The sequence below is a fragment of the Streptomyces sp. NPDC002788 genome (genome assembly GCF_053592115.1).
Window position 1 is genome coordinate 45,053 of the sequence record NZ_JBSFVB010000030.1, and the last position, 21,979, is coordinate 67,031.

Here is a 21,979-nt window from a genome sequence, read left to right on the forward strand (position 1 = left end):
CATGGCGTCATGAAGCCACACAGCCGGGCGACGAACCCAGCGCCGTCCCAGAGCCCGCCTCGCACCGTCAGCCCCCGGCAAACACGTCAAAGGAAGGTCCGCACGCCGGCACGGAGTTTCAGGGTGGCGTGAGGGTCAGCACGCGGTTGAGCGCGCCGCCGGGGCGGGCGGTCAGGTCGGCCCAGGTGCCCTCCTCCACGATGCGGCCGGATTCCAGCACGGCGATACGGTCCGCGCGACGGATGGTCGCGGGGCGGTGTGCGATGACGATGGTCGTGCGGTTGCCCTGGGCGAGCGCGGCGGCGATTCGGGCGTCGCCGCCGTTGTCGAGGTGGGCGGTGGTCTCGTCCAGCACGAGGACCCTGGGCTCGGCCAGCAGGGCGCGGGCGAGGGCGATACGGGCGCGCTGGCCACCGGAGAGGGTGGAGCCGCGCTCCCCGACGAGGAAGTCCACGGGGGCGATCCCGTCGACGCCGCACAACCGGGCGGTTTCGGCCAGGAGGTCGTCGTCCGCGTCCGGTGCGGCGAGGCGCAGGTTCTCGGCGAGGGTGCCGTGGAAGAGGGGGGTGTCCTGGCCCACCACGGCGACGGCACGGCGCAGTTCGGCGTCGGCCACGTCGCGGATGTCGACGGGGTCGCCGTCGCGGGGCAGCAGGTGGACAGCTCCCTCGGAGGGGTCCCAGAACCGCGCCAGCAGCTGGGCGCAGGTCGACTTGCCGGCCCCCGAGACGCCGATCAGGGCGAGAGTCTGCCCCGCGGGAACCGTCAGCTCGACCGCGTCCAGCACAGGCCGGCCCCCGTAGTCGAAGCTCACCTTGTGCAGCCGGACGCCCAGCGGGCCCGGTGGGAGCGGTCGGGGTGAGGCGGGCTGCGGGGCGAGAGACGGAGCTTTCACCGCCGCGTCGACGCGGGCGGCAGCGGCGCGCAGACTGACGGCCTGGCTCAGGGCCCTGGCCGACTCGGCGACCGGCCCGAGCACCGACAACGCCAGCGCCATGGCCGCCGGGGCCCACGCGCCGTGCAGCCGGCCGGAGGTCACGGACTGCGCGGTCGCGGCCACCACGCCGAGCACCGCGAGCACGATGAGCAGATCGCGGACGGCGGCGGCCGCGGCCTCCCAGGTGGCCTCGGCCCGCTGCGTCTCACCGACCCGTCGGCCCTGCTCGGCGAGACGGCGGCGGCGCTCGGCCAGCCCTCCGAAGGCGAGCAGTTCGCGCAGCCCGTCGACGGTCTCCACGGTGTCGGCCGAAAGCCTCGCCGTCGCCGCCTTGGTTCGGGCACCGCGCGTGGCGCGTCCGCGCGCGTCGGCGAAGGGAGCCACGGCGAGCAGCGCGGCGACTGGCAGCACCGCCGCCGGCAGCCACGGCTCGACGGTGGCCAGCACAGTGACTCCGCCGGTGAACACCACGCCGGAGGCCAGGAGTTGGGCGGTGGTGTGGGCGTAGAAGAACTCCAGTGCCTCCACGTCGGCCATCGCGGTGGCGGCCAGGTCCCCGCTGCGCCGGCCGGCCACGCGGGCGGGGGCGCTGCGGGCGAGCCCGTCGAAGACCCGCACGCGCAGCTCGGCCAGCACCCGGTAGGCCAGGTCGTGCGAGAGGTCCATCTCGCGCCAGGTCGTCAGGGCCCGTAGGAGGACGAGGGCCACCAGCGTGGTGACCGTGCCGGCCGAGGGGGCGCGGTTCTCGATGACGGCGGTTCCGACGCTGTGCGCGGCCAGCGTGAGCAGCGCCACCAGAGAGCCCTGTTCGACGAGTGCGGCAGCACAGGTGCGGGCCATCATGACCCGGTGCCGGACGAGGGAGGGCAACAGGGCCCGCAGCGAGCCCCGCGGGGGCACGGGCGCGTCGGCGGTACCGCCCGGCGTCACGTCGGCGTCGATGGCGCTGCTCATGCGGCGAGCCCTCCTTCGTAGGTGCGGCCCGCTTCGACGAGCTGGGCGTAGACGCCTCCGGCGGCGATGAGGTCGTCGTGACCGCCTATGGCGTCCACGCGTCCGCCGTCGAGCACCACGATGCGGTCGGCGTGCCGGACCGCGGCGAGCCGGTGGGCGACCAGCAGGACGGTCCGGCCGCCCGCCGCGTCCAGCAGTTCGCGGACGATGTGGGCCTCCCGGCGTTCGTCGACCGCGCTCGTGGCCTCGTCGAGGACGAGCACCCGGGCGTCGGCCAGCAGGGCGCGGGCGAGGGCGAGGCGCTGGCGTTGTCCGCCGGACAGGGTGGCGCCCCGTTCGCCGAGCACGGTGGCGTAGCCGTCGGGGAGGGCTGTGATCTCGTCGTGGATACCGGCGGCCCGTGCCGCGCGGAGAAGTTCGTCGTCCGTGGCCGTCGGCCGGGCCAGGCGCAGATTGTCGGCGATGGTGGCGTGGAAGAGGTAGGTCTCCTGTGAGACGACGGCTATGCCCTGCCGCAGCGAGTCGAGTGCGTACTCGCAGACGTCGCGGCCGTTGACGGTGATCCGGCCTTGCTGCGGCTGGCGGTGGCGCAGGAGCAGGGCGAGCAGCGTGGACTTGCCGGCGCCGGAAGGGCCGACGATGGCGGTGATGCGCCCTGCCTCGGCGGTGAAGGTGACATCGCGGAGGGCGGGCGCCGCGGCGCCGTCGTAGCTGAAGTCCACCCGCTCGAAACGTACTCGGGGCGGATCCGGCCAGTGGGCTCGCTCCGTCGCCGTGTCGGGGACAGCGGGGCCGGCGGTGCGCAGCGCCACGAGCCCGTCCGCGGCCGATACTCCCAGGTACCCGGCGTGCCATTCGCGGGACAGGTCGCGTACGGGCCTGAAGCACTCGGAGGCCAGCAGCAGCGTCAGGTAAGTGCCAGTGGGTGTGGTGGTCCCGGTGACGGCCGACCAACTGGCGAGCAGCGCCGCGGCCACTGTGCCGCCCTGGATGGCCAGGTCGGTGAGTCCGGTGTCGACCAGTGACACGCGGAGCTTGGCGACGGTGGCCCGGTGCAGTGCCGCCGAGCGTTCTTCCAGCCGCTCACGGGTGCGCCCGACGGCGCCCGCCGCCCGCAGCGCGGCCATGCCCTGCAGCGCTTCGAGGTAGTCGGCGCCCAGTTGCTCGTAGGTGTCCCAGTGTTCCTTGCCCCGCTTGGCGAGGAGCCGGTCCCAGGCGCGTGGGCCGAACAGGCCGAACAGCAGAGCCGGCACGAGGCCGAGGAGGGCGACCGGTTCGACGGCGGCCAGGGCGGCGAGCAGCAGGGGCGGCACGGTGAGGGTGATGAGGAGCTGCGGTAGGTAGCGGGAGACATAGGCGTCGACGCCCTCCACCCCGTCGACGAGGGTGGTGCGCACCGCTCCGGCGCGCGCGGAGGTCAGGTGCGCGGGCCCGAGCCGTCCGAGGTGGGCGAGGAGTTCGTCCCTCAGACGCACCCTGACCCGCGCACCGGCGCGGGTGGCGGTGCGCCGCTGCCACTGGCCGAGCCCCGCTCGGGCGGCGACGACGCCGAGCACACCCCCGAGGAGCAGCGGGAGCCGGTCCGTCTCGCCCCGGGCCACGTCGGCGAGGGCGACGGCGAGCAACACGGCCTGCGCGAGGTGGGCGAGGGTGACGGCCCCCTGCAGGGCGGTGGCCGCGAGCAGGGAGCGCTGTGCGTGCCGTGCGGCGCGGCGCAGCTCGGGGTGGACGATCACGAGGTTTCCTCTTCGGAGTGGGTGGTGCCGAGGGCCAGGCCGTGGACGATCCAGTCCCTGCCCGGTGCGGCGCCGAGCGCGGCACCGAGGTCGGCCTGCTGCCAGGCGCCGACGGGGCGGCCGGCCAGGCCGTGTCGGCCGGCGGTCATGTGAGCCATGTGGACGGCGAAACCGGCGCGCAGATGGGCCCGGCGGATCTGCGGGGCTCCGGCGTTTGTCGGGCAGCCGTAGCCGAGCAGGACGGCGCCCGTTTCCGCGATCCACGGCTGGCCCGCGGCCCAGGCGGCGAGCGTCGGCCGGGCCTCACCCGCGGCGAGACGCCGCAGTGTGCCGTCGGGTGCCGACTCGACGAGTTGGGGCTGTGGTTCGCCGACGGCCGCGCACCACCCGAGTTCACCGGCGTTCGCCGCCGCGGCGGCGAGCACCGCCCGCAGGGCCGCCTGGGGAGGGGTGCCCCGCAACGGTGGCGGGGCGCTGCGGCGAGTCAGCAGGTCGCGGGGGGTGGGTGCGTCCGCGGCTCGGTGTGCGGTCTCGGGCGGGGCGAAGTGCAGTGCGGCGAGGGGGTCTTCGGCGAGCCCGTCGAGGTCGAGGGCTGTCGGCCGGACACCCAGGGAGCGCGCCGCGAGCCACAGCGCCGCGGCGGCGTGCCCGGTGTCCAACAGGAGCAGCGGCCAGGCACGGTGGCCGTAGTGCGAGATCGTGCGCTGTGCGGTGACGGACAGTTCGACGGTGACCCCGGGCGGTGTGCCGTCCGGTTCCGGGCCGAGGCGGTGCACGCGGTGGCCCAGCGGGTCGTAGCCGTAGCGTCCCGACGGCAGGGGGCAGTCGGCGCCCACGACGAGCCGGGCGTCCACCGGGTGCAGCGCACCCGCGGACGGGGCGGGCCGCAGCCGTCCGGCGCCGTCCGAGGCCGCCAGGGAGAGGCGGAGCAGCACGCCCAGATCGAGCTCACCGGGGCCTGCGTCCGGCAGGGGAAACGCCGGTTCGGGCCACGGGCGGACGGCGGGCCCGGCAGGCGTGTCCGGGCCCGGCTTCTCCGGGGTACGGGCCCGGGCGAGGGCGGTGACGAGATCCACGGGTGGTCCTCACATGTGGGGCGGAGGAGCCAGAGTGAAGTCTTCCGGCGCGCTCGGCGCGGTGGTGCGCCAGCCACGGGCGACGGCGGCGTCGGCGAGGCGCGGGGCGCCGAAGTACCCGAAGGCCGCCGGTGCGTTGGGGATGAGGCCGGAGACCAGGACCCGGGCGACGCGCAACGGCGTTTCGGCCACGTCCTCGGTGGTGAGGTCGAACGTCATGACGCGGTGACCGCCGTCGTGGAGTGCGCGCTCCAGCCGGTCCCGGCTGCCTGGCTCGACGGCGTCGACGGGTACGGTGCCGTGCGCCGGCTCGGTGAACCGGCGGGCCTCGGGCGCCATCCGCTCGTCCAGCCAGACCTGCACGTGTGCGCCCAAGTCCCGTACACGCGCGAAGTCCTCGCCGCACGCGTCCAGGTAGCGGCGGTCCTCGCGGTGGTCGAGGTAGAGCCCGCGGGCGAGCAGACCTGCCTCGACGGCCTGGAACACCCAGCCGTCGGGATCTGCGAGGCCCTGTGTGAAGACCCAGGTGTGGACCGCCTCCAGTACGGCCTTGCGGGCGGCCTCGGCCGGGTCGTACTTGCAGGCGAAACCGGCGGCGTGGAGGCCGAGCCGTGGGTCGTGGACGAGTGCCGCCATGCAGGGGGCGAACTCCGAGGGCATCTCGGCGAGGTGCACGTCGAGCCCGGACCCGGCGAGGTCGTCGGCGAGGCCGGGCACACTCGCCGGGTCGATGCCGCGGGTCGGGCCGTCGAGGTGCCACCACAGTTCCAGGGCGTCGCGTTCGACGATCTCCAGCAGGCCGCGCTCGACGGCGTCGTCGAGCCCTTGTCCGGTGGCGATGCCCGCGTAGTTGAGGTGGTGGGTGCGGGGCAGCGAACGCAGCTCGCCCTGGCGCCAGTTGAGGTGGGTGAGAGCGACGGGTGCCCAGACCTCGGCTCTCTCCCCGTCGGGCAGCCGTTCCTCGCCGCGCGTCCACAGGGACGGGGTGTCGGCGGTGAGCGGGCGGTAGGGGAACTTCTCGCGGGCGTACTGCCAGTCGGCGTAGGCGGGCAGCTCGCCCGGACCGTACAGCCGCAGGCCCTTGCCCACCAACTCGGCGGCGGTGGCGCGCAGCGGGGCGTCCGGGTGGCCGGGCGGAGGCACGCGGTTGCCGCAGTAGCGCTCGATTCCCTCGGCTATCGCGGCGATCCGGGCGCCCTCTGGGTCGCCGAAGGTGGTGCCGAGCGACACCCGGTCGGCCGGCCACAGGCCGAGCTTGCGGGCATCGGCGATCTCGGCGGTGAGCGCGGTGTAGCGGGGTGGGGTGCCCGGAGGGTGCTCGACGGGCTTGACCTTGCGGACGATGCCGCACACGGGGTCGAGCAGGGCTTCCAGTGGCAGCGCCGTCATCGCAGGATCTCCTGTACGGGATCGGTGGGGGTGGGACGGGAGCGGAGCACGGGCAGGTGGAGTGCCACGTGCCGGGGGTCGACCTCGCGCCGGGAGGCGAGGAGCCGGGTGGCCGTGACCGGGTCGTCGCCGGTGTGGGGGTTGCGGGCGTGGGCGGGGAAGTGGTGTCCGGCGATCTCCAGGCGGAGCCGGGTGCCCGCGGGCAGCCGCCGTGCGAGCGGGCCGAGCCCCACGGTGAACTCGGCGGCCCTCCCCGGCGGATCCGCGCGTCGGACGATTCCGACGGCGAGCCGCTCGGCCACCCCGTCGGAGGTGATCGCGACGAGCCGTGCCGCCCAGTCCGCTGACCGGGTGTCGGCGGTCGCACGCACCCGGACTTCCGCGGTGCCGATGACGTCCATGGGGCGTGGCAGTGGCGGGGTGGCGAACAGGCAGCGGTCGGGCGTGCCCTCCGTGGGGAGGGCCAACTCCTTGCTGGAGACGGGCCGTTCGGGGTCGGCCGTGAAGGAAGCCCCGTGCAGCAGCCGTATCTTCTGAGGGCGCGGCTCCCCGTGCGTCCCGACGGGCACCCACAGGGGGCTGCCGCCCAGCCCGACCGCGCCTCGGCGTCCGGACGCGAGGCCTCCGGTGAGGGCGAGCCGGGCCCAGCGCGCGTAGAGCTCGCCGAGGCCCACCCGGTGCGCGGGCCGGGCATCGGTGCCGGGCGCGGCGACGAGACCGTGCCCCCAGGGCCCCAGCAGCAGGCGCGCCGAGGGCCCGCCCCAGCGGCGCCACAGCGCGACGGTGTCCTCGGTGAAGTGGTCGTGGTGACCGCCCACCGCGAGCAGTGGCATCCCGGCGCGTTCGGCCCGTGCAGCGAGCAGGCCCCGCTCGCGGTGCCGCCACAGGCCCGGCCAGGAAGGCAGGCTTCGGCCGAGCCGGACAGGGAGGTCGATCAGCGGCAGGTGGGCCAGCAGGCCGGGGTCTTCGGCGAGAACGTCCGCCAGGGCGCCCTCGTCGGAGTCGCGCCGGTCGCCGTGCGCGGCCCACCAACCCGCGCGGGCGGACAGCCGTTCCGCGCCCGAGGGTTCGCGAGCCGTCTCGGCGACGCCCAGCGCGGGCACAGCGGCGATGACGGCGTCGGGGCGGGCGTCCTCGGGCGCGTCGAGCGCGAGGACGACGGCGCAGTGAGCGGCATAGGAGGCCCCGACCGCCACGACGCTCCCGTCGCTCCAGGGCTGCCGACGGATCCAGCGGGCCGCCCGCGCACCGTCGGCGGCCTCGTTCTCGTACGGGTGCCACTCCCCCGGCGACGCGTGCCGACCGCGCACGTCCTGCACCAGTGCGGCGAACCCGCGCCCGGCCCACCCCCGGAGTTCGGCGTGGTGGCGGCGTCGGTCGTAGGGCGTACGGATGAGGACGGCCGGGAAGGGCCCCTCGCCGTCCGGGAGCCGGCCGTCGGTCGCGAGACCCTCGACGGCCTCGGTGAACGACGTCATCCGGCCTCCACCGGCATCGGGGCGACGTCGGGGACGGGCAGGACGGGATGCTCGGTGACCGTCAGCGTGCGCAGATCGACGCGCCGGAGCCGGCGCCGCGCGGGCAGCCCACCGGGGTGGGGGGCATCGGTGGCCCACCGGGTGAGGTCGTCGGCGAGCAGAGCGGCGAGCAACCCCGCCGCGGGCGCGGTGAGCCGCACGGGCGCGCCGGACGTTCGAGGTCCGCTCCAGTAGGCGGACAGCTCGCGATGCGCCGGCGTGGCGGCCAGTCTGCGGGCACGGACGTGGGCCGCGGTGACGTCCCCGGGAGCGGCCGCGAGGGGTTCGACGCAGACCTGCCAGCCCTCACGATGACAGCGCAGCCAGGCGATGCCGCGCCCGGGCAGCCGGTCGGCGGCGTCCCACAACCCTTGGGGGACGGGGCCGTCGAGACACCACACGACGGCGGCGGGCACCGCGTCGGCCGGGGCGCCGGGTGCGGCCTGGTGCGCGCTGCCCACGTCGTCGTGTGCAGGAGGAGTCGCGCCCGCCCCGCGGCCGGACGTCGCAAGCGCCGCGTCGGCGGGGCCCGCGGCCAGAGCCACACCCGCCGAGCCGCCCGACGCCACGGGAGTCACGCCTGCCAGGTCGTCGGGTTGCGCCGACCGCGGCTTCGCACCCGAGGCGCGCAGGAGCGCGGCCAGCGGCTCGGTCACCACGGGGGCGCCCAGCAACAGGATGTCCCGGCGCTCGTCGGGCCATTCGGCGTGCCGCGGAGCGTCCGCCATGTATCCGGCGCCGTCGAAGGCCCGGAGGAGTCGGTCGAGTTCGGCGTCCGGCTCGCCGGTGGACCGGCCGGACAGCAGGGAGAGCAGAGCAGCGTCGTCCGCGTCGCCCGTCCGTACGCTGAGGAACTCTCCGTCGGCCGTGCGGACGGCGAGCCCCCGCCCGGGTACGGCGACGATCTCGACACCGGATGCGAGCTGGCTGCGGGACACGTCGGTTCTCCTGTGGGAAGGGGGCCTGAGTGGGCGTGGGCCCGCCCGCACGGTGACGGGCGGGCCCACGGTCGAACTGCTCGACCCGCGTTTACTCCTCGGTGTCGTCGAAGGGGTTCTCGACGAGCGCGTTGGAGTGGGAGGCCGAGTCGTGAGCCAGCTGGCCCGGGTCGGCGATCGGCGCGAAGACCTGCTCGTTGTCCATGAACTCTCCTTCATCGCAGGGGAGGTACCGCGCTCTTTGAGCGCTGCATGACAACTTACTGAATATGATTTTCATATTCCACCCCTGGGAGAGGGTGATCTGGATAACACACCGGCCAGCCGCCCTCGGGGTCCCTGCCGACCCGTCCCGCCACGTTGAGCACATCCGCGAGCAACCCGGGGGTGACGACCTCCTTCGGGGTCCCGTCGGCCACCACGCGGCCGTCCCGCAGGGCGACGATCCGTTCGGCGAACCGGGCCGCGTGGGCCAGGTCGTGCAGCACCATCACGACGGTGAGGCCGCGCTCCTCGCGCAGTCGCACCACGGTCCTCAGCACATCGAGCTGGTGATGCAGGTCCAGATAGGTGGTCGGCTCGTCGAGCAGCAGGACGCGGGTGTCCTGCGCGAGCGCCATCGCGAGCCGGACCCGCTGCCGCTCGCCCCCCGACAGCGCGTCCACGTCCCGGTCGGCCCACCGCTCCACGCCGACGTCGCGCAGCGCACGCCGTACGACCGGGTCGTCGCCTTCGCGCAGCATGCCGAGAGGACCGCGTGCCGCGTACCGCCCTTGCCTGACGAGGTGCCGGACGGTCATGCCGGGGACAGCCGGGGCAGACTGGTGCAGCAGCGCGACCCGCCGGGCGGTGGCACGCCGAGACAGCCCGGCGAGGTCGTCGCCCCCGAGCAGGACGCGCCCCTCGTCCGGCCGCAGCAGGCCGGCGGCCAGCCGCAACAGGGTTGACTTCCCGCAGCCGTTGAGGCCGATGAGGGCGGTCAGCTCGCCCGGTTCGACGGACACGTCGACGCCGCGCAGCACGGGGCGGCCGGGGTAGCCGAAGCGGACTCCCTCGGCGCGGATACCCAGGGGTTCGGTCATGTTCTGTCCTTCGTCGACATCAGAACGTTCGGTCGGGCGCCCGGCGTACGACGACCAGCAGCAGCACGGCTCCGAGACAGGTGGTGAGCGCCCCGACCGGCAGCGTGAACCGTCCGCTGTCCAGTACGACGGCCAGCAGCCGCGAGGACAGTTGGGCCGCCGCGTCCGCCCCGCACACTACGGCCGCACCCACGAGGGCGGCACCAGGCAACGTCAGCCGCAGGTCCGCGCCGAACAGGGCGAACGCGAGGTGCGGCACGAGCAGCCCGACGAAACCGAGCGCCCCGACGGCAGCCACCGCGCCCGCCGTCAGTGCCACGGCGCACAACAGGGCGAGGGTCCGGGCACGCGCAGCGGAGAGCCCGGCCGCACCGGCGATGTCGTCGCCGCAGCGCAGCAGGGTCAGCGGTCCCGCCAGCAGCCACGCCATCGCGCCCCAGGCCAGCGCCCACGGCCACAACAGGTGCCAGTGCTGCCACACCCGGCCCTCCGTCGTGCCGACGAGCCACTGGACGACACTGCCGAGCTCCCCCGGCGCCACCAGCAGCACCATGGCGGTGAGCCCGCCGAACACCGCCGACACCAGCACCCCGTAGACGGCGGTCTGCGCGGGATCGCCCCCGCCACGTCCCGCGAGCAGCCACAGGAACCCGGCCCCGGTGAAGCCGCCCAGACACGCGGCGGCGACGACCGCGAGGGGCGATTCCCAGCCCGCCAGTCCGAGACCGGTCGCGGTGACCGCCCCGAGCACCGCGCCCGGTGTCACGCCCGTGACCTCGGGTCCGGCGAGCGGGTTGCGCAGGGCGGACTGCAGGACCAGGCCCGCCACGCCGAGGCACGCCCCCGCAGCGAGGGCCACCAGCAGGCGGGGAAGGCGGAGTTGGAGCAGGATGTGCCGCTCCGTCGCGTCACCGCCCCCACCGAGGACCTCCCAGACCAGGGCCGGGGACATGCCGCGTCCGGCCAGCAGCTCCCCGCAGGCGCACACGGCGAGGAGCACGGCGAGCGTCCCGAATCGCCGGCTCACTTGGCCTCCTCCGATGCGGTAGCCCCACTGGTCGTGAGACGGGTGCCGGAGGGCCCGTCACCCTCGGACATCCCTCCATGGCCGCGTCTTCCCGGCTTCGGAGACAGCTCCGTCCCCGGTGGCTCGACATGCGCGGCTTCGGGACCGGTCCCCGGCTGCTCCGAGGGCTCGGCCTCGGAGGCCACCGACGGCTGGGGAACCCCCGGCCTCCGCTTTCCCGACCGGAGCAGAGCGACACCGACGGGCACGCCGAACAGGGACGTCCAGGCTCCGACAGGGGTCTCCACCGGTGCCAGCGCCAGCCGGGCCGGCACGTCTGCGACGGCCACCACGACTGCGCCCCACGCAGCCGACCAGGGCAGCCACCGCACCGCGTCAGCCGACGGGTTGAGTCGCCGGGCCAGATGCGGGGCAAGGAACCCGACCCACGCCACCGGACCGCAGACGGCCGTCACGGGTGCGATCAGCAGGACGGCGATGGCCAGCGCGGCGAACCGGGCGCGGTACACGCGGACGCCCAACGCCTCGGCGTCCTCGTCCCCCAACCGCAGCAGCGAGAGCACCGGCGCGCACAACACGAGCGCGGGCGCCGCGATGAGCAGCCAGGGCCACAACCCGGTGACGTCGTCCCAGGTACGGGCGGAGAGCGAGCCGAGCAGGTACCGGTAGATCAGCTGGAGGTCCAGTTGGTCGGCCATGACCATGAGCACGAGCAGCGCGGCCTGCAGGGCGGCGGCGACCGCGGCCCCGGTGAGCAGTACGGCGGACGGGCTGCGTCCCAGTCCGGCGGCGAGCAGCGTGAGCGCGCCGCCGAGCGCGGCCCCGCCGATGGCCAACAGGGGCTGGGCGGCGACGGGGATGGACACGGCCAGCACCAAGGGCGCGGCGACCCCGAGCGCGGCCCCGGAGGACACACCCAGCATCTCGGGGACGGCCAGCGGGTTGCGCAGCGCCTCCTGCAGCACGAGCCCTGCCGCGCCCAGGCAGGCCCCGGCGACCAGTGCCAGCGCCAGCCGGGGCAGGCGCAGTTCGGCGACGACGACCCCGCCGAGCGTGCTGTCCCCGTCCAGCAGCGCGCCGGGAAGGCGGTGCAGGGGGACGTAGGGTGTGCCCAGGCTCAGCGTGCAAGCGGACGACGCGACCAACAGCACGGTCACTGACAGCAGTTGCCACCGCCTGCCGGGACGCGGGAGTCGTAAGGACCGCCGCCCCCGCGAGGTCGCGCTGCCGGCCGCGGTCTCCGACGCGGTCTGTGCGGTCACCGCAGGGCGGCCGTGGCCTCGTCGAGGACGATGCCCAGCGAGCGGGTGCCCCGCCCCTTGGCCCACACCTCGGAGTTCACCTCGTGCACGTCCCCGTTCCGCACGGCCGGAATCTTCCCCCACAGCGGGTTCTTCGCCAGCTTCTCCGACAGCTTGCCGTCCGTCTCGCCGAAGCTGATCGTCTCGACGAACAGCACGTCCACGTCCCGCGCGAGGATCTCTTCGAGGCTGTAACTCCCCTCCACACCACGGGACTTCCAGGGGTAGTCCGCCAGCTTGGGGAACAGCCCGGCGGCCACGTCCGTCCCCGGGGTGGCGACGCCGAAGTTCTCGTCGCCGCCGTAGATGATGAGCGCGGTCTTGTCGCTCTTGGCCCGCTCGGCGTCGGCGAGCTTGGTGCGGAAGGCCTTCTCGGCCTTCTCGCCCTCAGCGGTGCGTCCGGTGAGCGCGGCGACGTCACGCAGGTAACCGACGCTGTCCTGCCATTCCTCGGGCTGCATGGGCCAGAACGTGGTGGCTCCCTTGAGAGACGGGGCGAGCTTGCCATGGGTGTCCTCGAGGCCGATCACGAGGTCGGGCTTGTGGGAGAGGATCGCCTCCACCTCGGGCGCGATGAAGCCGCCGGGGATGACGTCGACCTTCTTCGCCCGCTCCGCCCCGAGGAATTCGGGCTGGGCCAGGAGGGCGTTGTTCGTGGCCGTGGGGACGATGCCCAGCTCGGTCAGGATGTCGTCACAGAGCGCGAACAGGCAGACGATGCGCTCCGGTTCCCGTTTCAGGGAGACCTTGACGCCGTTCGCGTCGGTCAACTGACGTGTCGCCTTGATGGGTTCCACGGTGACGTCGGTCTTCGCGTCGGCCACCGCGTCCTTATCACGCGTGGGTTCGGTGGACGCACCGCACCCCGCCAGGACGGAACCCACGATCGCCGCGGTGATCCAAGTGCGGACGAATCTCGACGGTGACCCCAGCATCGATGCCCTCGCTTCTTCTCATAATCCCGGAACGCATCGAAGATACACGATGATAATCGTTTTCATCAGATGGTCCATCAAGGAGGTTCTCGATGAACGCCGACCCACTGCTGCTGGTCTCCGACCACATAGACGGATCCGTCCACGTGCTGACCATCCCCGACGGGGTGGAGGCACACCGCCTCACCGGCCGCCATCTCTCCGAACACGCCGGTTTCCTGGCGCTGCCGGGCGGCAGGACGGCCTGCGTGGACGACCGCAGGGGCGAGCTGCTGGTACTCGACCCGTTCGGCGCCGAGCTGGTCGAGGCCGGCGTACCGGTCGCCGGGCCGGCCGAGCACCTCGCGTGCGACCCGTCCGGCCGGTGGGTGGCCGTCACCACGGGCCTGGGGAAGAACGGCAGTCCATGGTCCGACCTGCTGACGGTCGTCGACCTGGCCACGGGAGACGCCACGCGGGTGCGCACCCGCGTGGGCGAGCCGGGCGTGACGGTCATGGGGGACGGCGACCCCCTGGTCGTCCTGCGCCACCGGGCACCCGGGGCACTCGCCGTCCACCGGTTCGCCGATCTGCTCGGCTCACCGCCCGGCTGCCCGCCGGTCACGCCCCACGCACACCTCCCCCTGCCGGACGACGGGCACGGTGACGCCCAAGCCCCTTACTGCGGCCAGGTCTTCGCGGCAACGGGCGAAGGCGTACACCGGGCGCGCCGCGACGGCGACGCGCTCGTGCCGGAGCCGACGCTCCCGTGGGGTTCGCCCGCCCGAGGCTGGTACCTGCGGCTCGACCCCCGGCGACGGGCACTGTGGTCGACCCTGCGCGGCGGCCCCGCGGACCCGCTGCGCTGGCCGGAGTGGACGAACCAGGCGTGGCGCCATGATCTGGAAACGGAACAGACGACCCTGACCGACCTCGGCCCGGGGCTGGTCTTCCGGCTGGCCCTCGCCAGGGACCACACCGCGTTCACCCGCATCCACCCGGACGGCGACGAACTCGTCCTGCTGGACGCCGACGACACCGTACGCCGCGTCCCCCTCCCCGCCATGGACGGGTCTCCCCGTCGAGGAGGCACCCCCTGGGAGGGCGTCCAACGCCGTGCGGTGGCCGCTTCGCCAGGTGCCGACTGGGTCGCCGTCACCCGAGGCGGCCACGGCGAAGTCCACGTCTTCGACGCCCGAACGACCTCTGAGGTGACCCGCTCAAAGCTGGACACACCACTGCACCACGGCGGCCACGCGATGCTGCGCACCCAGGACGACGGTGCCGAAGGGGACCCGGTAGGGAGGTGATCCCACCACGATGCGGCCGAACTGTCCGCCCGCTCATGCGTCATGCCGGTCCACCTGCCCACCCCACATGACCGAACCGGTCTTCACCGACGTCGCAGCGCGCTCCACCGGGCGCGTTCACGTTCAGCGCGCCACGGCAGCTTCGGCCCGGGCCAGGGCGACTTCCAGTACGACCAGCAGCGCATCGCGGACCGAGCCCGTCCTCCGTGCGTCGAAGACCGTCAGCGGAACGTGCTCGGCGATGTCCAGTGCCCACCGCACCTCGTCGAGGTCGTGCTCGACCTCCCCGTCGAAGGCGTTGACGGCGACCGCGAAGGGGACGTCCTTGTGTTCGAAGTAGTCCACCGCCGCGTAGCAGTCGTCCAGTCGGCGGGTGTCCACGATCACCAGACCGCCGAGGGCGCCCTCCACCAGGTCGTCCCACATGAAGCCGAACCGGTCCTGGCCCGGGGTGCCGAACAGGTACAGCTTGAGCGTCGGGTCGATGGTGACGCAGCCGAAGTCCATGGCGACCGTGGTGGTGGTCTTGCCCGGAGTGTGTGTGAGATCGTCCACTCCTGCCGCGACCTCGGTGATCGCGGCCTCCGTGGTGAGCGGCCGTATCTCGGAGATCGAGCCCACGGTCGTGGTCTTGCCGACACCGAAGCCGCCGGCGATGACCAGTTTGACCGGCGTCGGCGGCTGTTCAACTGGTGTCACGGAGTGTCCCCCGTGAGTCGGGGACGGCACGAAGACCATCGATAACCCTTCGCAGTACGGAGAGATCCTGGGCGGTCCCGGCGTTCGGCCGGTGGATCGCCAGATGCCCTGCGGCACGCAGGTCCTCGGCCAGCACCCGGACCACGTTGAGGTGCAGTCGCAGCCCGGCGGCCAGTTCCGCCACCGACTGCGGCCGCCGGCAGGCCGCGACGATGTCGTGATGTTCGAAGGTGAGCGCGTGCAGGACGGAGAGGCCGGCCGAGGTCGACACGACCTGGGTCTCGACCGGGATCGGCAATGCCGCGCCGCCCCCCGACACCCGGCCTGCGGTCAGCAGGAACGGGCGGATCGCGGGGGCGCGGCCGGCCGCCGGATCCGGCGGGTCCCCGGCGTGCCCCGCTGCGTCGTGTGGTGGTCCGCCGACAGCCATCACGCTCCCTTTCCGAAGTGCCTGTACCCGTGCCCCCGGCGGGGGACGGTCAGCCGGCCGGGGCCGTGCCGACACTGTTCTTCAGCTCCAGCACCAGCTGGGGGGTGAGTGCCGCGCCGGCCCGGTTGGCGAAGAGGGTCATCTCGTAGGCGATGTTGCCCAGCTTCGCCTCCTTGGAGGTCACCACTCCGAGGACGGCACCGCAGCCGATGGCCGACACCAGCACGTGGCCGCCCTCCAGATCGATGATGACCTTGTTGAGGCTGCCGAGCCCATAGTTGCCGGAGGCGCCCGCGGCGAGGCTCGTCAGGCCGGACACGATCGCGGCGAGCCGCTCGGAGTCGGCGTGCTCACGCAGCTGGGAGACGGCGATCAGCAGGCCGTCGGACGACACGGCGATGGCGTCGACCACACCGGCGGTCTCCGTGGCGAACCGGTCGAGCAGCCAGGTGAAATCGGCTGCGGCGGCTCGCAGATCGGTGGGTTCCGGCCGCTCGGAACTGCTGTCAGCTGTCGACGTGGTCACTGCCGGGCTCCTTCTGGGATTGCTGATGGTGCGATGGTGCTGGTTTCGTCCGGGCGTGAGCACTGTCCTGCTCTGCCCTGCGTACGGCTGCCTCGAACTCGTCGAGCTCCGAGCGGACGGCCTCGGCGTCGGCGGGCTGCCGCAGCGTCGGCGCCCCCCGGTCCGCCCGCGAAGAGGTCATGGCGAGTGTCGCGCCCCGTACCCGCCGCCGCAGCGGCCGTGGATCCTCTGCGGCACGCTGTCCGCCTGAGGCGGCCGCCCGCTCCGCGCCGACGTCCTCGACGGTCCGTTCCGCGGTGGCCGGTCCGGCGCCGGTGCGCGCCGGGAGGCGACGGGGAAGCGCGTGGTGCGACGAGGTGGCCGCCGACCGCTCGGTGACACCGGTGGCGGAGACCGGTACGCGCGACGGCGCGGGCTCGGCGGTTCCCTGCCCGGTCCTCACCGGCAACGCCGCCACGGCTCCGATCGGGCCCGTGTCCCCGGGCTGCTCGGGGTTTTCGGGACTCATGGTCAGCAGGAGCGAGGCGGGGATCCAGACGGTTGCGGTGACCCCGCCGCCCGGCGTGCGGCTCAGCGACACGCGCACACCCCACCGCCGGGCCAGACTGCCGACCGCGAAGAGGCCGAGCACCCTGGTCGGCACGAGGTCGAGCCGTTCCCGGCGCACGAGCCGGGCGTTCTCCTCGGCCAGGCGTTCGGCGCTCATGCCGAGGCCGTGGTCGATGACCTCGATCAGCGCCCCGCCGTCCTCGGTGACGTCGGTCCCGGGGCGGACGGCCACCTCGACGGGCGTGTGGGAGGGCGAGAACGCGACCGCGTTCTCGAGCAGTTCGGCGAGCATCAGGGTCAGGTCACCGACGATGTCGGGCGCGACGGTGACCTCCGTCTCGGGCCGCAGAGACACCCGCTGGTAACCCTCGATCTGGCCGAGCGACGCCCTGATGACGTTGGCCAGGGGGGTCGGCCGGGCCTCGACGCCGGTCTCCCGGATTCCGGCGAGCAGCATCAGGCTGTCGGCGTTGCGCTGGAGGCGTACGGCGATGTGGTCGATGCTGTACAGCCGTTCGAGCAGTTCGGGGTCGGTCTCCTCGCGTTCGACGGCGTCGATCAGCATGAGCTGACGCGTCGTCAGGTTGCTGACCCGCCGGCCGACGTTGCCGAACATCTCGGCGACGTTGCGCCGGCTGAGCACCTGCCGCTCCAGCAGCTGGGCGGCGGTGACCTGAACCTGGTTGAACGCCTCGGCCAGTTCGCCGATCTCGTCACGCACCGGGACCGGGATCGACCTCGGTCGCAGGGGGGTGCTGTCGGCGGACTCGTCGTCGGAGACCCGGGCGAGTTCCTCGCCCGCCACGTCGACCACCTCCTGGGCGGAGCGGGTCAGGGCCTCCAGGGGGCGCACGACCGAACGCCGGATCAGGACGCAGAAGGTCAGCCAGGCGGCGAAGCCGAGCAGGGTCAGACCAAGCAGGTAGACGGCGTTCCGCAGGGCATCCGCGGAGACGGCGTCGGCCCGGGCGGCGGTCTGCTCGATCAGCGACCTGGTGATGGCGAGTCGGGCTTCGGACTGCCGGGCCCCGTCGGCGATCGCCTTGCGCAGCTGTGTCGACGTCTGGCCCTGCAGGGCCCCGGGATCGATCTGGAGCTCCGCGAACCGGGCTTCGAGACCGTACCGTTCGGCACTGCGCCGCATGCCGTCCATGCGCAGGACCTGCGCCGGTGTGGCGATGCGCTCGAACCGGTCCAACTGGTGGTCGTAGAGCTTGCGAGCGCCGACCGCCCGGCTGTACTCGGTGAGGGCGTTGGCGTCCCTGGTCTGGGCGGAGAACACGGCGCTCTCGAAGCCCGCGTGGGACGCGTCGGCGCGCAGCACCGTGTCCAGGAGTGTCACGACCGAGGACGACGAGGTGCCGGAGTAGCGCCCCAGGCCGATGCCGTCGATCAGGTACTCGACCGCGAAGGCGTACGCCGGGTCGATGTTGGCGGCGGAGACATAGCCCCGTTCGAGCTTCTCGCGCAGGACACCGAGGCCACGGATGTAGTCGAGCGCCTGCGCCTCCTCAGGCGGCAGGCCGGAGGCGAACGCCGAACGCACGGCGGCGGCTTGCGCGTCGGTGCTCCGCTGTGCCCGTCGGTAGTCGGTGGTCGGCGGCAGTGGGGCTCCGGGGCGGGCCGAGTCGTACTGCACGGAGAGCAGGAGCGCCTGCCGGTGTTCGGCCTGTACGTCGTTGATGAGCTGCGCGACCTGTTCACTGTCGCGCACCAGGTCCGCGATCCGGCCGGCGTCCCGGGCATGCTGCACCTGGCCGTAGGCGCCGACGCCGAGCAGGACGCCGACGACCGCGATGGGCACGGTCACCAGGACGTTGAGCTTACGCCGGAAGGGCCATCGGTCGAGAACGGTCGCCGCCTTGCGGCGAAACCGCGGAGTCCGGCGGGCATGCCTGGGCGGGTCCGGCGCGTGCGGCGGGTTCCCTGTGGTGGCGGACACCCGGGCCTCCTTCGACGTGTTGCTGAGCGGTGACGGGGACGTCGTGTTCACGGACCGCCGACTGGCCGGAACCGGACGGTGACACTTTCGCGGCCTTCATCGCTGATAGGAACGAAGAGATCGCGCCAGGTGTCTGGAACCAGCTGGGCGAGGGTATCGTCTTTACCATGACATGACAAAGTTTGGGTCATAAAGAATCAATGACGGAATGTTTGCGAAGTATCTCCCGAGTACAACGCTTCGCCCGATGAGGCGCTCGTCGTACTGCACACCGCTGATCGATCCACGGTGCCCAGTACGGACGTTGACGCGGACCGACCGGTCGAACGCGCCCCTCGGCTCGGGCATGCACTGCCTCCCCGAGCCACCCGGGCCACCGCCGGGCATCACCGTCCGCCGGTTTCGCGGGCCTCTCCTCCCGTCACTGGCCTGACCCTCACGACAGCGGTCACGCGCGGGAACCGTCGCCGCCCCCATGCCCCGCCTCCCCACCCAGCCCTGCCCTGCCCTCTCTCGCACCGTGTTGGAGACCCCGTGCACCCCACCCGCAAGGCGGCCGTGACGGCCACCGCTCTCCTGGCCTCGGCCGCCATCACCCTCACCACCGGATGCGAGAGCGGTTCCACCACCGCAGGATCCGTCGCCGCGTCCCCCAGCGGCTCGTCCGGGCCCGGCTGCCCCACCGCCCTCGCCGAGGCCAAACGGGCCGTCAAGAAGGCCGAGGACGTCAACGCCCCCTGGTCCGGGCCGACCAGCGGGCCCCGGGCCGTCCCCGACAAGACCATCGTCTACATCGCCCAGACCCTGACCAACCCCGGCGTGGCGGGCGTCGCCAAGGGCGTCCAGGAAGCCGCCGGCATCATCGACTGGCGCGTCCGTACCCTCAACGGCCAGGGCACGCCTGCCGGAATCAAGGCCGCCTTCGCCCAGGCCCTGGCCCTCGAACCCGACGGCATCGTCATCGGCGGCTTCGATCCCACTTCCATCGCCGCACAGGTCGAGCAGGCGAACGCGGACGGCATCCCGCTGATCGGCTGGCACGCCGTCGCAGCTCCCGGCCCCAGCGCGAACCCGAAGCTGTTCAGCAACATCACCACCGGAGTCGAGGAAGTCGCGAAGATCAGCGCCGATTGGATCATCGCCCGGTCCAACGGCCGCGCGGGCGTCGTACTGTTCACCGACGCCTCGATCCCCTTCGCCAAGCGCAAGTCGGATCTGATCAAGAAGGAACTCGCCACCTGCTCCGGCGTCAAGCTGCTGAGCTACGAGAACGTCCCCATCCCGCAGGCGGGCAGCCTCACCACCAAGAGGGTCTCCTCCCTGGCCTCCCGCTTCGGCGACAGGTGGACCCATTCCGCCGCCATCAACGACCTGTACTTCGACCACGCGGGCCCCGCCCTGCGTGCCGCAGGCAGGCAGGGCGCCGGAGCCCCGTTCAACATCGGGGCCGGTGACGGCGACCCCTCGGCCTTCCAGCGCATCAACAGCAAGGAGTTCCAGGCCGCCACCGTGCCAGAGCCGCTGTCCGAACAGGGCTGGCAGATCATCGACGAGTTCAACCGTTCCTTCGCCGGCAAGCCGGCCAGCGGATACGTCGCCCCCGTCCACGTCACCACCGCCGCCACCAGCGGCGGCGCACTGTCCTGGGACTCGGAGGGCTACCGCGAGGCTTACCGCAGGATCTGGAAGAAGTAGACACGTAGCGGACCGGCGACCGGCTGCACCCGTTCACCAGTGGGGCCGGTAGGTCTGTTGGTGAGCCGTTGGGCGTCCGGGCATGGCCCGGGTCTCGTCTCCGAAACCAAGATCCGGGCCATCTCGAGGGCGCCACTGTGGTGGCAGCGGGGGCAGGTTCTGAACCTGCCCCCGCGTCAGCCCGGGTCAGTCCCTCTGCGCGCCCTTCGGCAAGGTGCGCAGCTGCATGGTGCTCGCCGAGCTGGTGCCGAAGGCGTAGTCCAGCGACTTGGCGGCGTCCGTGTAGCGGTACTGGTCGTTGAGGAGCACGCCGATGACCGTCTTGTCGTTGCGGGTCGCGGCGAAGACGAGGCATGGGCCGGACGGCGTGTTGGTGCCCGTCTTCACCCCGATCGCGCCGCTGTACGAGCCCAGCAACTGGTTGGTGTTGTACCAGGTGTACGTGCGGGTGCCGCCGGTGCTGGTCGTCGCGTACTGCACGGTCTTCGGCTTCTTCACGATGCCCGCGAACGTCGAGTACTTCATCGCGCTGCGCGCGAGCTTGGCGAGGTCGCGCGGCGTCGTGCAGTTCGTGTTCTGCGTCGAGTTGCCGTCGAACGAGTCGAAGTGTGTGTTGGTCAGGCTCAGCGTGCTGCACGCGCGGCACCCCGACGAGGCGGTCGGCGTCGCCGCACGGTTGAATGCTCGACGAACTCGGCTCTCGCGGTGAGCTGGATTGGACGCGGTGTGCCATCGACTCGGTGAACACGAGGGCCTTGAAAAGGGGGGCCTGCGTCGCCCAGTTCACGCAGCGCTGGGGCACCCGCTACCTGGCCCGCGGCGAGGTGATCTGGACCGAGCGGTCGCTCCACAGCACGACGGCCGGACCCGACGCAGTCATGTCCGAGGCGCTGCTGGACCAATGGAGCGACGCGGACTGGTGATCACATACGCGCGTCAGGTCCGGGCCTGACCGGCGCCCGCACTGTGGGGCTCAGAACGCCGTGTAGCCTCCGTCCACTGGTAGGACGGCACCAGTGACGTACGCCGACTCCGGGCAGGCGAGGAAGAGAACCGCGTCGGCGACCTCCTCGGGTGTGGCGAGCCTGCGAAGCGGGATGGAGTCCTCTCTGGCACGCCGGTAGGCAGCGGGGTCGGGACGTCGCTGGAACGAGTCCTCGATGATCGGCGTCATGGTCAGACCGGGCGCGACCACGTTGACGCGGATGCTTCGGGGCGCCCATTCGATGGCGGCGCCGCGCGCGAGCGCGATGAGGCCGCCCTTGGCGGCGGAGTACAGGGTCTGGTTCGGCATGCCGACCATGCCGAGGCGAGAGCTGACGCACACCATCGACGCTCCCGACTCGGGGGCCAGCGGCATCAGGTGCTTCATGACCAGGAACGCGCTCAGCAGGTTGCTGTGGAGCAGATCGCGTGCGTCGTCGGCAGTCGTCTCCGCGAGCGGGCCGGACTTCTGAAGTCCGTGGCAGAGGACGACCGCTCCCACGTCTCCGAGGTGATCCGCCGCTCTGGCGGCGAGCTCGGAGGCGAAGGCCTCGTCATTGAGGTCGCCCGCGAGGTAGAGATCGTCCGGATGGCTCTCGCGCAGCTCGGGTCGCCGCCCGGTGAGCAGGAGGTTGGCGCCCTCGCGACGGAAGTGGCAGGCAACCGCCTGACCGATGCCGCTGGATGCTCCGGTGATCACGGCGTTGACGTCCTGCAGTCTCATATGCGTTCCTCGTCTGTCGCGGGCGGGTCCTCCCTCGCGAAGGGGACTCCCGTTCGTATCGTTGTGCGGGCGCGGCGATGCCCGAGGGCGGGCCGGAGCTCCGGGCCGGTACTGATGTCGGCGGCCGTCAGGCCAGTACCTGACCGCTGCCGGCCAGGACCTCGGGCCGCAGCAGGTCGGTAAGGGTCTCGGCGGGCAACAGGCCCTTCTCCAGGACGAGTTCGGCCACGCCACGGCCGCTGACGAGGG

At 72.7% G+C, this 21,979-nt stretch carries 19 protein-coding genes and 3 pseudogenes; 4 read left to right on the forward strand and 18 right to left on the reverse strand.

What is annotated here, in order from left to right:
- Nucleotides 1-118 precede the first annotated feature (118 nt).
- From ACWD1U_RS35665 to ACWD1U_RS35715, 11 genes are all read right to left on the reverse strand, one after another.
- Nucleotides 119-1,891, reverse strand: coding sequence for an ABC transporter ATP-binding protein (locus ACWD1U_RS35665; RefSeq protein ID WP_451113517.1), 1,773 nt, complete (start codon nt 1,889-1,891; stop codon nt 119-121).
- Nucleotides 1,888-3,627, reverse strand: coding sequence for an ABC transporter ATP-binding protein/permease (locus ACWD1U_RS35670; RefSeq protein WP_451113518.1), 1,740 nt, complete (start codon nt 3,625-3,627; stop codon nt 1,888-1,890). The genes ACWD1U_RS35665 and ACWD1U_RS35670 overlap by 4 nt, the downstream gene beginning before the upstream one ends.
- Nucleotides 3,624-4,703: a SagB/ThcOx family dehydrogenase gene (locus tag ACWD1U_RS35675; RefSeq protein ID WP_451113519.1), complete on the reverse strand. Its 1,080-nt coding sequence runs from the start codon at nt 4,701-4,703 to the stop codon at nt 3,624-3,626. The genes ACWD1U_RS35670 and ACWD1U_RS35675 overlap by 4 nt, the downstream gene beginning before the upstream one ends.
- A 9-nt stretch (nt 4,704-4,712) precedes the next feature.
- Nucleotides 4,713-6,092, reverse strand: coding sequence for a YcaO-like family protein (locus ACWD1U_RS35680; protein WP_451113520.1), 1,380 nt, complete (start codon nt 6,090-6,092; stop codon nt 4,713-4,715).
- The gene (locus tag ACWD1U_RS35685) at nt 6,089-7,570 is read right to left on the reverse strand and encodes a CocE/NonD family hydrolase (RefSeq protein ID WP_451113521.1); all 1,482 of its coding nucleotides are present in this window, start codon (nt 7,568-7,570) and stop codon (nt 6,089-6,091) included. The genes ACWD1U_RS35680 and ACWD1U_RS35685 overlap by 4 nt, the downstream gene beginning before the upstream one ends.
- The gene (locus ACWD1U_RS35690) at nt 7,567-8,547 is read right to left on the reverse strand and encodes a hypothetical protein (protein ID WP_451113522.1); all 981 of its coding nucleotides are present in this window, start codon (nt 8,545-8,547) and stop codon (nt 7,567-7,569) included. Before ACWD1U_RS35690 ends, ACWD1U_RS35685 begins: the two co-directional genes overlap by 4 nt.
- A gap of 91 nt (nt 8,548-8,638) precedes the next feature.
- Nucleotides 8,639-8,752 carry a streptamidine family RiPP gene (amiA, locus tag ACWD1U_RS35695; RefSeq protein ID WP_240661371.1) on the reverse strand — a complete coding sequence of 38 codons (114 nt, stop codon included), beginning with the start codon at nt 8,750-8,752 and terminating at the stop codon, nt 8,639-8,641.
- Between the two features lie 55 nt (nt 8,753-8,807).
- Entirely contained in the window at nt 8,808-9,629 is an 822-nt protein-coding gene (locus tag ACWD1U_RS35700; RefSeq protein WP_451113523.1) for an ABC transporter ATP-binding protein, read from the reverse strand.
- A 19-nt stretch (nt 9,630-9,648) separates the two neighbouring features.
- Nucleotides 9,649-10,656: a FecCD family ABC transporter permease gene (locus ACWD1U_RS35705; RefSeq protein WP_451113524.1), complete on the reverse strand. Its 1,008-nt coding sequence runs from the start codon at nt 10,654-10,656 to the stop codon at nt 9,649-9,651.
- Nucleotides 10,653-11,813, reverse strand: a complete 1,161-nt coding sequence (locus tag ACWD1U_RS35710) for a FecCD family ABC transporter permease (protein WP_451113525.1) — start codon at nt 11,811-11,813, stop codon at nt 10,653-10,655. Before ACWD1U_RS35710 ends, ACWD1U_RS35705 begins: the two co-directional genes overlap by 4 nt.
- A gap of 101 nt (nt 11,814-11,914) precedes the next feature.
- Nucleotides 11,915-12,892, reverse strand: coding sequence for an ABC transporter substrate-binding protein (locus tag ACWD1U_RS35715; RefSeq protein WP_451113526.1), 978 nt, complete (start codon nt 12,890-12,892; stop codon nt 11,915-11,917).
- Between the two features lie 92 nt (nt 12,893-12,984).
- Between ACWD1U_RS35715 and ACWD1U_RS35720 the strand changes: the two genes are divergently transcribed.
- Nucleotides 12,985-14,181 carry a hypothetical protein gene (locus tag ACWD1U_RS35720; protein ID WP_451113527.1) on the forward strand — a complete coding sequence of 399 codons (1,197 nt, stop codon included), beginning with the start codon at nt 12,985-12,987 and terminating at the stop codon, nt 14,179-14,181.
- A 123-nt stretch (nt 14,182-14,304) separates the two neighbouring features.
- Here the strand turns inward: ACWD1U_RS35720 and ACWD1U_RS35725 are convergent, their stop codons facing one another.
- From ACWD1U_RS35725 to ACWD1U_RS35740, 4 genes are read right to left on the reverse strand one after another with little or no spacing between them, the layout of a single operon-like run.
- Nucleotides 14,305-14,919: a GTP-binding protein gene (locus ACWD1U_RS35725; protein ID WP_451113528.1), complete on the reverse strand. Its 615-nt coding sequence runs from the start codon at nt 14,917-14,919 to the stop codon at nt 14,305-14,307.
- Entirely contained in the window at nt 14,867-15,310 is a 444-nt protein-coding gene (locus tag ACWD1U_RS35730; protein ID WP_451113529.1) for a DUF742 domain-containing protein, read from the reverse strand. Before ACWD1U_RS35730 ends, ACWD1U_RS35725 begins: the two co-directional genes overlap by 53 nt.
- A gap of 49 nt (nt 15,311-15,359) precedes the next feature.
- A complete protein-coding gene (locus ACWD1U_RS35735) occupies nt 15,360-15,836 on the reverse strand; it encodes a roadblock/LC7 domain-containing protein (protein WP_451113530.1) in 477 nt (158 codons plus the stop codon).
- Nucleotides 15,817-18,327 carry an ATP-binding protein gene (locus ACWD1U_RS35740; RefSeq protein WP_451113531.1) on the reverse strand — a complete coding sequence of 837 codons (2,511 nt, stop codon included), beginning with the start codon at nt 18,325-18,327 and terminating at the stop codon, nt 15,817-15,819. The genes ACWD1U_RS35735 and ACWD1U_RS35740 overlap by 20 nt, the downstream gene beginning before the upstream one ends.
- Nucleotides 18,328-18,861: 534 nt before the next feature.
- Here ACWD1U_RS35740 and ACWD1U_RS35745 point away from each other — a divergent pair.
- A complete protein-coding gene (locus ACWD1U_RS35745; RefSeq protein ID WP_451113532.1) occupies nt 18,862-20,022 on the forward strand; it encodes a substrate-binding domain-containing protein in 1,161 nt (386 codons plus the stop codon).
- A gap of 186 nt (nt 20,023-20,208) precedes the next feature.
- On the opposite strand, the pseudogene ACWD1U_RS35750 reads toward ACWD1U_RS35745, so the two are convergent.
- A pseudogene (locus tag ACWD1U_RS35750) lies at nt 20,209-20,652 on the reverse strand (D-alanyl-D-alanine carboxypeptidase family protein); the annotation flags it as partial.
- Nucleotides 20,653-20,702: 50 nt separating this feature from the next.
- Between ACWD1U_RS35750 and ACWD1U_RS35755 the strand changes: the two are divergent.
- Nucleotides 20,703-20,783, forward strand: a pseudogene (locus ACWD1U_RS35755) (IS5/IS1182 family transposase); the annotation flags it as partial.
- Nucleotides 20,763-20,945 (forward strand): hypothetical protein, encoded by a 183-nt coding sequence (locus tag ACWD1U_RS35760; RefSeq protein WP_451113536.1) that lies wholly within the window; start codon nt 20,763-20,765, stop codon nt 20,943-20,945. The pseudogene ACWD1U_RS35755 and the gene ACWD1U_RS35760, both read left to right, overlap by 21 nt.
- A 50-nt stretch (nt 20,946-20,995) precedes the next feature.
- Here ACWD1U_RS35760 and ACWD1U_RS35765 read toward each other — a convergent pair whose 3' ends face one another.
- Both ACWD1U_RS35765 and ACWD1U_RS35770 read right to left on the reverse strand, forming a co-directional pair.
- Complete coding sequence (locus ACWD1U_RS35765; protein WP_451113533.1) at nt 20,996-21,730, reverse strand: SDR family NAD(P)-dependent oxidoreductase; 735 nt, start codon at nt 21,728-21,730, stop codon at nt 20,996-20,998.
- 127 nt (nt 21,731-21,857) lie between these two features.
- Nucleotides 21,858-21,979, reverse strand: a pseudogene (locus ACWD1U_RS35770) (aspartate ammonia-lyase); the annotation flags it as partial.

Bases quoted from the DNA above. Each gene is read 5' to 3' on its own strand.
- ACWD1U_RS35765 (WP_451113533.1), bottom strand. From the start codon at position 21,730: ATGAGACTGCAGGACGTCAACGCCGTGATCACCGGAGCATCCAGCGGC.
- ACWD1U_RS35715 (WP_451113526.1), bottom strand. From the start codon at position 12,892: ATGCTGGGGTCACCGTCGAGATTCGTCCGCACTTGGATCACCGCGGCG.
- ACWD1U_RS35685 (WP_451113521.1), bottom strand. From the start codon at position 7,570: ATGACGTCGTTCACCGAGGCCGTCGAGGGTCTCGCGACCGACGGCCGG.
- amiA (WP_240661371.1), bottom strand. From the start codon at position 8,752: ATGGACAACGAGCAGGTCTTCGCGCCGATCGCCGACCCGGGCCAGCTG.
- ACWD1U_RS35700 (WP_451113523.1), bottom strand. From the start codon at position 9,629: ATGACCGAACCCCTGGGTATCCGCGCCGAGGGAGTCCGCTTCGGCTAC.
- ACWD1U_RS35680 (WP_451113520.1), bottom strand. From the start codon at position 6,092: ATGACGGCGCTGCCACTGGAAGCCCTGCTCGACCCCGTGTGCGGCATC.
- ACWD1U_RS35720 (WP_451113527.1), top strand. From the start codon at position 12,985: ATGAACGCCGACCCACTGCTGCTGGTCTCCGACCACATAGACGGATCC.
- ACWD1U_RS35725 (WP_451113528.1), bottom strand. From the start codon at position 14,919: ATGGTCTTCGTGCCGTCCCCGACTCACGGGGGACACTCCGTGACACCA.
- ACWD1U_RS35730 (WP_451113529.1), bottom strand. From the start codon at position 15,310: ATGGCTGTCGGCGGACCACCACACGACGCAGCGGGGCACGCCGGGGAC.
- ACWD1U_RS35665 (WP_451113517.1), bottom strand. From the start codon at position 1,891: ATGAGCAGCGCCATCGACGCCGACGTGACGCCGGGCGGTACCGCCGAC.